Source organism: Xanthomonas sp. 4461 (genome assembly GCF_024806475.1).
Taxonomy (GTDB): Bacteria; Pseudomonadota; Gammaproteobacteria; order Xanthomonadales; family Xanthomonadaceae; genus Xanthomonas; species Xanthomonas arboricola_F.
In genome coordinates this window covers 189,866-202,079 of record NZ_JANTYV010000007.1, presented here as the reverse complement: position 1 = coordinate 202,079, position 12,214 = coordinate 189,866, and the positions used below count along the sequence as shown (strand labels likewise).

11 protein-coding genes and 4 tRNA genes are annotated in these 12,214 nt (G+C 66.0%); 3 read left to right on the top strand and 12 right to left on the bottom strand.

The genetic code is table 11. The annotated features are described in order from the left end of the window. From FHY19_RS21255 to FHY19_RS21200, 12 genes are all read right to left on the bottom strand, one after another. The coding region (locus FHY19_RS21255; RefSeq protein WP_259168404.1) for a GTP-binding protein at window positions 1-446 on the bottom strand (446 nt) is incomplete at its 3' end. A gap of 47 nt (window positions 447-493) precedes the next feature. After that, window positions 494-569: transfer RNA gene (locus FHY19_RS21250), tRNA-Thr, on the bottom strand. 33 nt (window positions 570-602) lie between these two features. Continuing rightward, a tRNA-Gly gene (locus tag FHY19_RS21245) sits at window positions 603-676 on the bottom strand. Between the two features lie 29 nt (window positions 677-705). Continuing rightward, window positions 706-791 (bottom strand) — tRNA-Tyr (locus FHY19_RS21240). 153 nt (window positions 792-944) lie between these two features. Next, window positions 945-2,036 carry a redox-regulated ATPase YchF gene (gene ychF, locus FHY19_RS21235; protein ID WP_259154087.1) on the bottom strand — a complete coding sequence of 364 codons (1,092 nt, stop codon included), beginning with the start codon at window positions 2,034-2,036 and terminating at the stop codon, window positions 945-947. A 77-nt stretch (window positions 2,037-2,113) separates the two neighbouring features. Beyond that, a complete protein-coding gene (pth, locus tag FHY19_RS21230; RefSeq protein WP_259168402.1) occupies window positions 2,114-2,692 on the bottom strand; it encodes an aminoacyl-tRNA hydrolase in 579 nt (192 codons plus the stop codon). A gap of 50 nt (window positions 2,693-2,742) precedes the next feature. After that, window positions 2,743-3,378, bottom strand: a complete 636-nt coding sequence (locus FHY19_RS21225) for a 50S ribosomal protein L25/general stress protein Ctc (protein WP_046964355.1) — start codon at window positions 3,376-3,378, stop codon at window positions 2,743-2,745. A 110-nt stretch (window positions 3,379-3,488) separates the two neighbouring features. Beyond that, complete coding sequence (locus tag FHY19_RS21220) at window positions 3,489-4,448, bottom strand: ribose-phosphate diphosphokinase (protein ID WP_055851346.1); 960 nt, start codon at window positions 4,446-4,448, stop codon at window positions 3,489-3,491. Window positions 4,449-4,576: 128 nt separating this feature from the next. Further along, window positions 4,577-4,653: transfer RNA gene (locus FHY19_RS21215), tRNA-Gln, on the bottom strand. Window positions 4,654-4,656: 3 nt separating this feature from the next. Then, window positions 4,657-5,541 carry a 4-(cytidine 5'-diphospho)-2-C-methyl-D-erythritol kinase gene (ispE, locus tag FHY19_RS21210; RefSeq protein ID WP_259168400.1) on the bottom strand — a complete coding sequence of 295 codons (885 nt, stop codon included), beginning with the start codon at window positions 5,539-5,541 and terminating at the stop codon, window positions 4,657-4,659. Continuing rightward, entirely contained in the window at window positions 5,523-6,176 is a 654-nt protein-coding gene (gene lolB, locus FHY19_RS21205; protein WP_259168397.1) for a lipoprotein insertase outer membrane protein LolB, read from the bottom strand. Before lolB ends, ispE begins: the two co-directional genes overlap by 19 nt. Further along, on the bottom strand, window positions 6,173-7,861 hold the full coding sequence (locus tag FHY19_RS21200) for a tetratricopeptide repeat protein (protein WP_259168396.1): 1,689 nt from the start codon (window positions 7,859-7,861) through the stop codon (window positions 6,173-6,175). Before FHY19_RS21200 ends, lolB begins: the two co-directional genes overlap by 4 nt. Window positions 7,862-7,926: 65 nt before the next feature. Here FHY19_RS21200 and hemA point away from each other — a divergent pair, with 65 nt between their 5' ends. Genes hemA through FHY19_RS21185 form a run of 3 tightly spaced genes read left to right on the top strand, consistent with a single transcriptional unit; the run spans window position 7,927 to window position 11,991 of the window. Then, the gene (gene hemA / locus FHY19_RS21195; protein WP_259168394.1) at window positions 7,927-9,225 is read left to right on the top strand and encodes a glutamyl-tRNA reductase; all 1,299 of its coding nucleotides are present in this window, start codon (window positions 7,927-7,929) and stop codon (window positions 9,223-9,225) included. After that, the gene (gene prfA / locus FHY19_RS21190) at window positions 9,203-10,288 is read left to right on the top strand and encodes a peptide chain release factor 1 (RefSeq protein WP_259154112.1); all 1,086 of its coding nucleotides are present in this window, start codon (window positions 9,203-9,205) and stop codon (window positions 10,286-10,288) included. Before hemA ends, prfA begins: the two co-directional genes overlap by 23 nt. Beyond that, window positions 10,285-11,991 carry a tetratricopeptide repeat protein gene (locus FHY19_RS21185; protein ID WP_259168392.1) on the top strand — a complete coding sequence of 569 codons (1,707 nt, stop codon included), beginning with the start codon at window positions 10,285-10,287 and terminating at the stop codon, window positions 11,989-11,991. The genes prfA and FHY19_RS21185 overlap by 4 nt, the downstream gene beginning before the upstream one ends. Window positions 11,992-12,214: the final 223 nt, after the last annotated feature.

The following is a 12,214-nucleotide window of genomic DNA, read 5'->3' as shown; positions in this document are numbered from 1 at the left end:
AGCTCGAGCAGCTCGGCGTCGTCGACCATGTCGGCCTTGTTCAGGAACACGACGATGTGCGGCACACCGACCTGACGCGACAGCAGGATGTGCTCGCGGGTCTGCGGCATCGGGCCGTCAGCGGCCGAACACACCAGGATCGCGCCGTCCATCTGCGCCGCACCGGTGATCATGTTCTTGACGTAGTCGGCGTGGCCGGGGCAGTCAACGTGGGCGTAATGGCGGTTCGGGGATTCGTATTCGACGTGTGCGGTCGAAATCGTGATGCCGCGCGCCTTCTCTTCGGGCGCTGCGTCGATCGCGTCGTACGCCTTGAACTCGCCACCGAAACGCTCTGCACCGATCTTGGTCAGCGCAGCGGTCAACGTGGTCTTGCCATGGTCAACGTGACCGATGGTGCCGACATTGACGTGCAGCTTGGTGCGCTCGAATTTAGCTTTTGCCATGGGTGCAAGTTCTCGGTAATCGTTTGGAGTTTAAGACGATTGAGTAATGGTGCTCACGAAAGGAATCGAACCTTCGACCTCCTCCTTACCAAGGAGGTGCTCTACCGACTGAGCTACGTGAGCGAGTTTTGCATTATGCCATGCATTTGCGTTCAATGGAGCGGGAGACGGGAATCGAACCCGCACCATCAGCTTGGAAGGCTGAGGTTCTACCGTTGAACTACTCCCGCGCCGGGAACTGCATACCACAACGTGAAACTGGTGGAGGGAGGTGGATTCGAACCACCGAAGGCGTAAGCCAGCAGATTTACAGTCTGCCCCCGTTGGCCGCTTGGGTATCCCTCCAGCTTTTACTACCGGACCGTGGCGCGGTGAGGCGATTCGGTTCGGGGTGAAGCAGCCCGTTATTTTGTTGTGGGACGCACCCGGTGTCAACAAAAATTTTGAACTCTTCGTCACTACTGAATGCGCGCGACGATCAGCGCCGCGCACACCGGATCAGACGTTGAAACGGAAGTGCAGCACGTCGCCTTCCTGGACCCGATATTCCTTGCCTTCCAGACGCAGACGGCCCGCATCGCGCGCACCGGCTTCGCCGCGATACTTGATGAAGTCATCGAAGCCGATCGTCTCGGCGCGGATGAAGCCCTTCTCGAAATCGGTATGGATGACTGCCGCCGCCTGCGGTGCGGTAGAGCCTGCCCTGACCGTCCAGGCACGCACTTCCTTGACGCCTGCGGTGAAGTAGGTCTGCAGGCCCAGCAGCGTGTAGGCCGCGCGGATGACGCGATTCAGGCCGGGCTCGCTCAGTCCGAGATCGGCCAGGAAGGTGTCACGATCTTCGTCGTCGAGCTGGGACAGCTCCTCTTCGATGGCGGCCGAGACCGGCACCACTTCGGCGCCTTCGGTCGCGGCGTGCGCGCGCACTGCGTCCAGGTGCGGATTGTTTTCAAAACCATCCTCCAGCACGTTGGCGATGTACATCACCGGCTTGAGCGTCAGCAGGAACAGATCGCGTATCAGCGCCTTTTCCTCTTCATCCAGCCCGGCCGCACGGCCGGCCTTGCCGTCGGCCAGCGCAGCCTGCAACTTGACCAGCACCGGCTTGCGTGCCGCAGCGTCCTTGTCGCCGCCCTTGGCGCTGCGTTCGGCGCGATTGAGCGCCTTTTCCACGCTATCCAGGTCGGCCAGCGCCAGCTCGGTATCGATGGTTTCGATATCGGCAATCGGGTCGACCTTGTTGTTGACGTGGATGACGTCGTCGTTCTCGAAGCAGCGCACCACATGGGTGATCGCATCGACTTCGCGGATGTGCGCCAGGAACTTGTTACCCAGGCCTTCTCCACTCGCCGCACCGGCCACCAGGCCGGCGATGTCGACGAACTCGACCGCGGTAGGGATCAGCTTCTGCGGCTTGACGATCTCGGCCAGCTGGTTGAGACGCGGATCCGGCACCGGCACGATGCCGACGTTCGGCTCGATGGTGCAGAACGGAAAATTGGCCGCAGCGATGCCCGCCTTGGTCAGCGCGTTGAACAGGGTCGACTTGCCGACGTTGGGCAGGCCGACGATGCCGCATTTGATACCCATGGGTTTTCCAGTGAATGGAGAATCGGGAATCGAGAATGGCAAGAGCAGAGCTCCTCCCATTCCCGATTCCCCATTCTCTATTTTTTGGTATGCAGGCGCTTCATCGCTTCGTTGAAATTGCCGTCCATCGCCAGCGGCAGGACATCGATGGCCGCATCCACCGCAGCACCGATCGCAGCATCGTCCTCGCGCCCTGCCCGCCCCAGCACCCACGGCACCACGCGATCCTTGTGACCGGGATGGCCGATGCCGACCCGCAGGCGGTGGAATTTGCCGTGCCCCAGCAGGCGAATGGTATCGCGCAGACCGTTCTGGCCGCCGTGGCCGCCATCGAACTTGAGCCGCGCCGTGCCCGGCGCCAGATCCAGTTCGTCGTGTGCGACGAGCAGTTGCTCCGGCTCGATCTTCCAGAACCGCAGGGCGGCGGTGATCGATTTGCCACTGAGATTCATGAAGGTGGCCGGCTTGAGCAGCCAGACCGGTTGCCCTGCGATATCGACCTTGGCCGTTTCACCGAACAACTTGCTGTCCAGCCCCCAGCGGGCGCCACTGCGCTCGACGAGGGCATCGACGAAACGAAACCCGGCGTTGTGCCGGGTTTGCGCGTGTTCCGGACCCGGATTCCCGAGCCCGACGATCAGCCGAAGTGCAGACATGCCAGTCACCGCAGCCGATTCCCCGCGCATGCGAGGAATCGGCCGACGGATTACTTGGTTTCTGCGCCTTCGCTGCCTTCTTCACCGGCAGCGTCTTCTTCTTCAACGCGCACGTGCTTGGCAGCAACCACGGCAACATCGTGTTCCTTGCCCAGCTTCAGCTCGGGGATTTCGACGCCAGCCGGCAGCTTGATTTCGGACAGGTGGATCACGTTACCCACTTCCAGGGCACCGAGGTCGACTTCGATGAACTCAGGCAGGTCCTTCGGCAGGCAGACCACCTGGACTTCGTTGAGCTCGTGGGTCACAACCACTTCGCTCGACTTGCCGGCCGGCGAGGTCGCTTCGTTGATGAAGTGCAGCGGCACGGCAGCGCTCAGCTTCTCGTTGGCGCTGACGCGCTGGAAGTCGATGTGCATGATCAGCTGCTTGAACGGATGGCGCTGCATGTCACGCAGCAGTACCTGCTGCACGTCGCCATTGAGGTTCAGGTCCAGGATCGACGAGTAGAACCACTCGTTCTGCTGGGCGAGCCAGATCTGCTCATGGTTGAGCTGGATGCTGACCGGCTCGAGTTCGCCACCGTAGACGATGGCCGGAATGACGCCAGCGTGACGCAGGCGGCGGCTCGCACCCTTCCCCTCGTCCGCGCGGCGCTCGACCTTGATTTCGTGAGTCTTTGCCATGTTGTTTCACTACCTAGATTGGAATACCGCCTCGCGGCGATGAAGCGTCTCACCCGCGACCAGGAGAGACGTAGTACCGGCACCCGGAAATCCGGGCGCCGAATGCGGGATCAGTCGACGTAGAGCGAGCTGACCGATTCGCCGAAGGCGATACGGCGGATCGTCTCGGCCAGCAGTTCTGCCACGCTCAACTGACGAATCTTCGGGCAGGTGCGCGCCGCTTCGTTCAACGGAATCGTGTCGGTCACCACCAGCTCGTCGAGCTGCGAATTATTGATGTTGTCCACGGCCGGGCCGGACAGCACCGGGTGGGTGATGTAGGCCACCACCTTGAGCGCGCCGCGCTGCTTGAGCGCTGCGGCAGCCGCACACAAGGTACCGGCGGTGTCGACCAGGTCGTCGACCAGCACGCAGGTCTTGCCCTGCACGTCGCCGATGATGTTCATCACCGTGGCGACATTGGCGCGCGGGCGGCGCTTGTCGATGATGGCCAGGTCGGCATCGTCCAGGCGCTTGGCGACGGCGCGCGCGCGCACCACACCGCCCACGTCCGGCGACACCACGATCAGATTATCGGTGCCATAGGCGCGCCAGATGTCGGCCAGCAGCAGCGGCGAGGCATAGACATTGTCGACCGGCACATCGAAGAAGCCCTGGATCTGGTCGGCATGCAGGTCGACCGTCAACACGCGGTCGGCTTCCATCGCGCAGATCATCTTGGCGGCAACCTTGGCGGTGATCGGCACGCGCGAGGAGCGCATACGGCGGTCCTGACGCGAATAGCCGAAGTACGGGATCACCGCAGTGACGGAGGCGGCGCTGGCGCGCTTGAGCGCGTCGATCAGCACCAGCAGTTCCATCAGGTTTTCAGCGCTCGGCGCGCAGGTCGGCTGGATCACGAACACTTCCTGCCGGCGCACGCTCTCTTCGATCTCCACCTGCACTTCGCCATCGGAAAAGCGCGTGACCAGCGCCTTGCCCATGCGCACGCCGAGCTCCTTGCAGATGCTCTGGGCCAGCGGCTTGTTGGCATTGCCGGAGAACACCAGCAGGTTACGTTGGTCTTGCATGGGATCTCTCGGGCGGCGGCAAAGAGCGTGCGGGCGATGATGGAACTGGACAAAGCCGACCAAATGCCGGGCTTTTCGTTGAATCCCCGCACATGGATGTGCGGGCTACTGCAGAGGGATCTGCATATTGGCAGGGGCGGTAGGATTCGAACCTACGAATGCCAGGATCAAAACCTGGTGCCTTGGGCCTCTTGGCGACGCCCCTGCATCAAAACCTTGTCGCATCCAGTACGTCGAGCAATGGCGAGTGCGCTGCACCTTCCACGACCCACGCCCGCAGGCTGTCCGGCAACTGCGCCAGGGCCTGCTCTGCAGCAGCGCGCGTGGCGAATTCGACGAAACACCCACTTCCCGACCCGGTCAAACGTGGCGTGCCGATCTGTGACAACGCCTGGAACACGGCCTCGACGGCGGGTTCGCGGCGCCGCAGGACCGGCTCGAACGCATTGTCGAGCAGAGAACCGGAAGCGAAGTCCGCTATTTTCACGGGCGCAGCATCCCGCGTCAATTCCTGTGATTGAAATAACGCCGGCGTGGGCACATGAACGCCCGGATCGACAAGCACATAGGCGGCCTGCGGAAGGACGATCGGGGTGAGTTGCTCGCCCACGCCCTCGGCCCAGGCATTGCGCCCGCGCACGAACACCGGCACGTCGGCACCCAGCCGCAGGCCCAGCCCGGCCAGTGCATCGACCGGCAAGCCCAGGCCCCATAAGGCATTGAGCGCCACCAGCACGGTCGCCGCGTCCGACGAGCCGCCGCCAAACCCGCCACCGGCGGGGATGCGCTTGTCGAGGCGAATCTCCGCGCCGGCCCGTGCGCCGGTGGACGATTGCAGCAGGCGCGCGGCGCGGATCACCAGATCATCGTCTTCGGCGACGCCGGGCAGACTGTCGCCGATGCGGCGGATCAGGCCGTCACTGCGCACACGAAGATGAATGGTGTCCCCCCAATCCAGCAGCCGGAACACGGTCTGCAGCAGGTGGTAGCCATCGGCGCGGCGCCCGATGATCTGCAGAAACAGGTTCAGTTTGGCCGGCGCAGGCCATGCCGACCAGCCGTCCGGCGCTGCCATCAGGGCGATACCGTCCACTGATCGACCAGCAGGCGGACCTTGGCGCTGCCGTTATGGGCTTCGATGCGCTGCGGCAGCTCGGGCTGGCCGTCGCTGGCAGGTGCCCAGGCAAGAAACTCGATGGTCCAGCCATCCTGTTGCACGGTGCGCGGGCGCCCGGCAGCGTCGAGATCGACGCGTTGCGCGCCGGCATCGGCGATGTGCAGCGCGCGCACCCAGTCCGGCATCTGGTTGACCGGGATGGTCCAGCCGGTCGCGTCCAGCAAGACCTGGTCGGCATCGGGACCGTTGCGCGGACCGCCGTCCAGCCCCTCGAGCCGACCGGCGCCGGTGGTGGTGTCGCCAGTGAGCACCCAGCTCTGGCGGGTCACCGGGGCACTGAGCTGCACGCGGTAATGGGGGCCATCCTGCTGCCAGTCGATGCGCCCGCTACCACCGTTGCGGTCCTTGCTGATCGCCACCCGCCCCTGGAACGACCACTGCGGATGGGCCTGCAGCCATGCCTGGCGCGCAGTTTCGGCCGTGCGCGCTTGATCGGACACGCGCTCGACCACCGCCGCGCCACCGCCCTGCCCGCGCGGCACGCTGACGCAGCCGGACAGGGCGAATAGCACCAGCCCGCTCAGGGCCAGCGTCCGTCTTGCGGCGCTCATAGACCGAACTTCTCCGCGGCGCGTTGCAGCGCGCGATTGTCCGGATCCAGCCGGCGCGCTTCGTCGAAGTAGCGGCGTGCCTCGTCCTGCTTGCCGCTGACCCAGAGCACCTCGCCCACGTGTGCGGCGATCTCCGGATCCTTGACCAATGCCCAGGCGCGGCGCAGCTGCACCAGGGCTTCCTTGGTACGGCCCATGCGGTACAGCACCCAACCGTAGCTGTCGACGATGGCCGGGTTGTCCGGGTCGGCGGTGCGGGCGCGGTCGATCAGCGCCAGCGCTTCCTTGTAGCGGGTGGTGCGGTCGGCCAGGGTGTAGCCCAGCGCGTTCAGCGCCGCGACGTTTTCGGGCTCGGCCACCAGGATCTTGCGAAGGTCGGCCTCGGCGCGCGCCACGTCGTCGCGACGCTCCCAGGCCAGGCCGCGGGCGTACAACAGCGCACCGTCGTCCGGGTAGGCAGCCAGGCCACGCTCGAAGGCGTCCAGCTCGCCCGGTGCGTCGTCGGCGCGCTGATGCAGCTCGGCTTCCAGCACATAGGCATCGCGACGGGCATCGTCGTCGGCAGTGGCATCGCCCTGCAATGCGCGCACTTCCGCCAACGCTTCGGGCTTGCGGCCCAGCTCGTACAGGGCACTGGCCGCGCGCAAGCGCGCTTCGCTCAGCTGCGATCCGCCGGGCACGCCGCGGTACCACTCCACCGCTTCGTCATAACGCTTGAGGAATTCGGCGATCTTGCCCAGCAGCAGGCGGCGGTCCGGGTCGGGCTTGGTGGCATTGCTCCTGAGCTCGCCATAGAGCGCCTCCAACGCTGTGCGGTCCTTCTCTTTGGCGAGCATGGACGCGCGCAACCCATAGGTCTGGGTGTCCTGCGGCCCGGTGGACAGCACGCGCGCGGCCGCTTCGGTCTGGCCCATGGCGTCGTAGGCGAAGGCCAGCGCGCCACGCAGCTCGGAATCCTTCACGGCCTTCGGTTCGACGTTCTTCAGCAACGCCAGCGCTTCGTCGTTTTTGCCTTCCTGTTGCAGCTGGGTGGCGTGCAGCAAGGCCACGCGCGGCTCCTCGGGGAAGCGGCGCACCACCTCGTCGACGATGCGCTTGGCCAGCGCCGGGCGCTCCATGCGCAGCGCGAGCCGGCCAAATTCCTGCCAGATCTCGATCTGGTTGGGGATGGCGCCGGCCTCGACCAGGTCTTCGAGGACGTCGGCCGAGGCTTCCGGCTCGCGGCCGCCGTTGGCCAGCGCGATCAACGCAAAGCGCCAGCCACGCGGGTCGGGCTCCTTGAGCAGGCCGAGCAGGTCGCGGCGCGCGGTGCGCAGGTCGTTGCGGCGCAGGGCCAGCGAGGCTTCGGTGCTGCGCATCGACATTGACGACGGCGCGCGGGCGCGCCACAGCGCCAGGGCCTCGATGGCACGCGGGTCGTCGTTGGCCAGCATGGCGATGCGGGCGGCGCGCTCGGCCAGGCCGGCGTCGCCGGCCTCGGCCTTGGCAGCGTCCAGATAGGCGCGGGCGGCATCGTCCAGTTGCCCGGCCTGCAAGGCGAATTCGCCGGCGAGCACAGGTTCCAGCGAGGTGGCGCCGGCACTGCTGGCCGGTGGAGCGGGCGGTGCTTTCTTGGGTGCTGCCGTGGCGTTGGCGGACACTGCTACCAGCAAAAGAACACTCAGGATGCGAATCGGTACAGGCATCGGGGGCAACCGGGCCGTAAAATGGGGCCCTGAATGGCCACCAGCTTATCGCAAGCAACTGAACAATGACGTTGTGGGTGCTCGGACTGAATCACCAGACCGCACCTGTGGACCTGCGCGAACGCGCGGCGTTCGCAGGTGACGCGCTGCCGCGCGCGCTCGAATCGTTGCGCGCCTTGCCGCAGGTACGCGAGGCCGCGCTGCTGTCGACCTGCAACCGCACCGAGCTGTACGCGATGGCCGACGATGCGCAGACGCTGGCCGGCTGGCTGGACGCGCATGCGCCGGGACTGAGCGGCTATCTGTACCAGCATCAGGACGCCGACGCGGTGCGTCATCTGTTCCGGGTCGCCACCGGGCTGGACTCGATGGTGCTGGGCGAGCCGCAGATCTTGGGCCAGGTCAAGGACGCCTGGGCGGTGGCGCGCGCGCACGGCGCGCTGGGCAGCGGGCTGGATCGGCTGTTCCAGCAGACCTTTTCGGTGGCCAAGCGTGCGCGCACCGATACCCGTGTCGGCGCCAACCCGGTGTCGGTGGCCTCCACCGCGGTGCGGCTGGCGCAGGAATCCTTTGCGCGGCTCAACGAATCGACCGTATTGCTGATCGGCGCCGGCGAAACCATCGAGCTGGCCGCCAAGCATCTGAGCGAAGGCCGCGTGCGCCGGTTGCTGATCGCCAATCGCACCCTGGCGCATGCGCAGACACTGGCAAGCCAGCACGGCGGCTATGCCTTGCCGCTGACCGATCTGGAACGCCATCTGGCCGAGGCCGATGTGGTGTTCTCGGCCACCGCCGCGCGCGAGCCGATCGTGACGCGGGCGCAGGTGGAACAGGCGCTGCGCGCGCGCAAACGCAAGCCGATGCTGTTGTTCGACCTGGCTGTGCCGCGCGATATCGAAGCCTCGGTGGCGACACTGGGTGATGCCTATCTGTACACCGTGGACGATCTGGAGCGCGCGGTGGAAGACAACCGCCGCAGCCGCCGCGAAGCCGCAGACCAGGCCGAGGCCATCATCGACCTGCAGGTGGCGCGCTATGTCGAGACCGTGCAGGCCAACGCACGCCAGGCACCGCTCAAGCGGCTGCGTGCATTCGGCGACAGCACCCGCGACGAACTGCTGGCCAAGGCACGCCAGCAATTGAGCAACGGCAAGCCGGCCGACGAGGTGCTGGAGCAGCTGGCGCATGCGCTGACCAATCGGCTGCTGCATCCGCCCACCGCCGCGCTGCGCGAGGCCGCGCTCAGCAACGACCTGGAATTGACCAGCGCGGCCGACCGGCTTTTCCCGGAAAAACCCGGTTACCAACATCCCCCTGTAGCTACCCCGATCGTGAGGACTGATGACGCCGACCCTGCGCCGTAAGCTCGAAGCGCTGGCCGAGCGCCGCGAAGAACTGCAGCACCTGTTGTCCGACCCGGACGTGGTGAGCAACAACGACAGGTTTCGCACACTGTCGCGCGAACTGTCGCAACTGGAGCCGGTGGCGGTGGCGCTGGAAGACGAGGCGCGCGCCAAAGCCGATCTGAGCGCGGCCGAAGCCATGCGCAACGACCCGGAAATGCGCGAGCTGGCCGAAGAGGAAATCGCCGCCGCACAGGCACGCCTGGACGAACTGGATGCGCAGCTGGCGTTGCTGCTGGTGCCGCGCGACCCGCGCGACGACGGCAACCTGTTTCTGGAAGTGCGCGCCGGCACCGGCGGGGACGAGGCGGCGATCTTCGCCGGCGACCTGTTCCGCATGTATGCACGCTATGCCGAGCGCCAGGGCTGGAAGGTCGAGATCGAATCCGACAGCCCCGGCGAGCACGGCGGCTACAAGGAAGTGGTGGCACGGGTGGTCGGGCGCGGCGCGTATTCGCGCCTTAAGTTCGAATCCGGCACCCACCGCGTGCAGCGCGTGCCGGCGACCGAATCGCAGGGCCGCATCCACACCTCGGCGGCGACGGTGGCGATCATTCCCGAGGCCGACGACGTGGAAGAGATCGTGATCAACCCGGCGGACCTGAAGGTGGACACCTTCCGCTCCTCCGGCGCCGGCGGACAGCACGTCAACAAGACCGAATCGGCGATCCGCATCACCCACGTGCCCAGCGGCGTGGTGGTGGAATGCCAGACCGAGCGCAGCCAGCACGCCAACCGCGACAAGGCGATGAAGCGGCTGAAGGCGCAACTGGTGGAAGCCGAACGCAGCAAGGCGGCAGCCGCCGAGGCGCAGACGCGCAAGTTGCAGGTCGGCAGCGGCGACCGCAGCCAGCGCATCCGCACCTACAGCTTCCCGCAGGGCCGCATCACCGACCACCGCGTGGAAGGCCTGACCTTGTACGACCTGCCCAACATCATCGAAGGCGATCTGGATGCACTGATCGCACGCCTGCTGCACGAGCATCAGGCCGACGAACTGGCACGGTTGAGCGACAGCCCGTGAGTGCGCAGGTCCCGCGCGAGCTGCTGCAGCTGCGCGAGGCGGTGCGGCGCCAGCCGGGCGATTTCATTGCGTGGTTGATGCTGGCCGATGCCGAACTCGGCATGGGCGGCATCGCCGCCGGCGAATTTGCCGTGCAACGCGCATTGGCGTTGCATCCGGGCCACCCGGAAGCGATCGCGCGGCTTGGCCGCGTGCGCTGGGCGCAACAGCGGCATACAGAGGCCTCGCGTTTGCTGCAGCAGGCATCGGACCTGGTGCCACAACATCCGGGCATTGCGCTATGGCTGGGCCATGCCTTGGAAGACGCCGGTCAGCCGGAGCAGGCGGCGGCAGCCTACACGCGCGCGCATCAACTGCTGCCAGACGAGCCGTACATCGCCGCGCAGCTGCTCAACTGGCGCCGTCGTTTATGCGACTGGCGCGATCTGGATGCCTTGGCCGCGCAGGTGCGCAACGCCGTGGCGCACGGCGCAGCGGCGGTGGAGCCGTTCGCGTTCCTGAGCGAGGACGCCACTGCGGCCGAGCAACTGGCCTGTGCGCGAACGCGTGCGCAGGCGATCGCCTCAAGCCTGCAACCACTGCCGCCGGTCAAGGTACGCAGCTGCGGTGCGTTGCGTGTTGGCCTGGTGTCCAATGGCTTCGGCGCGCATCCCACGGGGCTGTTGACGGTGGCGTTGTTCGAGGCATTGCAGCAACGCCAACCGGCGCTGCAGTTACACCTGTTTGCGACCAGCCATGACGACGGCAGCGCGATTCGCGCGCGCCTGACTCAGGCCACCACGCTGCACGATGTCACCGCGCTCGGGCACCTGGCCACCGCGCAGCATATCCGCGCGCAGGGGATCGATGTGTTGTTCGATCTGCGCGGCTGGGGGGGTGGCGGGCGCCCGGAAGTGTTCGCCCTGCGGCCGGCGCCGGTGCAGATCAATTGGCTGGCATACCCGGGCACCTCCGGTGCGCCGTGGATGGATTACGTGCTGGGCGATGCATTCGCATTGCCGCCGTCGCTGGCGCCGTTCTACAGCGAGCAGGTGCTGCGCTTGAACCGCGTGTTTCAGCCGTCGGACATCACGCGCACGCTTGGCGAGCCGCCATCGCGCACCGCGTGCGGTTTGCCTGCGCATGGCGTGGTGTTTTGCTGCTTCAACAACAGCTACAAACTCAACCCGCGCAGCATGGTGCGCATGCTGGCAGTCTTGCGTGCGGTGCCCGGCAGTGTGCTGTGGCTGTTGTCGGGGCCGGGCCAGGCCGATGCGCGCTTGCGTGCGGCAGCACAGGCGCAGGGCGTGGATGCGCAGCGCCTGGTCTTCATGCCGAAGTTGCCCCACCCGCAGTATCTGGCACGTTACCGGCATGCGGACCTGTTCCTGGATACGCATCCGTACAACGCGCATACCACCGCCTCCGATGCGTTGTGGGCGGGTTGCCCGGTGCTGACCACGCCCGGCGAGACGTTTGCCGCACGGGTGGCGGGCAGCCTCAACCAGCACCTGGGGCTGGATGAAATGAATGTGGCAGACGACGCCGCGTTTGTGGCCAAGGCGGTGGCGTTGGCGGGTGATCCAGCCGCGTTGAGTACGTTGCGTGCGCGGGTGGCGGAGCGTCGGCGCGAGTCGGGCGTGTTCGATATGGATGGGTTTGCCGACGGGTTCGCCGACCTGATGCAAGCACTCGCGCGCCAACATGGTTGGTCAGGTAACTAGCGGCCTGCTTGCCTTTCCAAAGTAGATGGCTGTCTTTTGCTCCCCACCCCAACTCCCGCTCCGTGCCCCGGCCCGCGCTTGCGGCGCGGGCGCTCCAAGGCACGCGCGCCCAGCTGTGCCACCTCGCCCCTGCGGGAGAGGTGCTTGAAAGCGTCATTGAATTTCTTCGAGACCTTTCAGGTCATGGAAACAACGTGCAGAGCGGCAGCGTGGCCGGGGATTG

Excerpts from the sequence above, each read along its gene's own strand:
- ychF (WP_259154087.1), bottom strand. The coding sequence starts at position 2,036 with ATGGGTATCAAATGCGGCATCGTCGGCCTGCCCAACGTCGGCAAGTCG.
- pth (WP_259168402.1), bottom strand. The coding sequence starts at position 2,692 with ATGTCTGCACTTCGGCTGATCGTCGGGCTCGGGAATCCGGGTCCGGAA.
- FHY19_RS21225 (WP_046964355.1), bottom strand. The coding sequence starts at position 3,378 with ATGGCAAAGACTCACGAAATCAAGGTCGAGCGCCGCGCGGACGAGGGG.
- FHY19_RS21220 (WP_055851346.1), bottom strand. The coding sequence starts at position 4,448 with ATGCAAGACCAACGTAACCTGCTGGTGTTCTCCGGCAATGCCAACAAG.
- lolB (WP_259168397.1), bottom strand. The coding sequence starts at position 6,176 with ATGAGCGCCGCAAGACGGACGCTGGCCCTGAGCGGGCTGGTGCTATTC.
- FHY19_RS21200 (WP_259168396.1), bottom strand. The coding sequence starts at position 7,861 with ATGCCTGTACCGATTCGCATCCTGAGTGTTCTTTTGCTGGTAGCAGTG.
- hemA (WP_259168394.1), top strand. The coding sequence starts at position 7,927 with ATGACGTTGTGGGTGCTCGGACTGAATCACCAGACCGCACCTGTGGAC.
- prfA (WP_259154112.1), top strand. The coding sequence starts at position 9,203 with ATGACGCCGACCCTGCGCCGTAAGCTCGAAGCGCTGGCCGAGCGCCGC.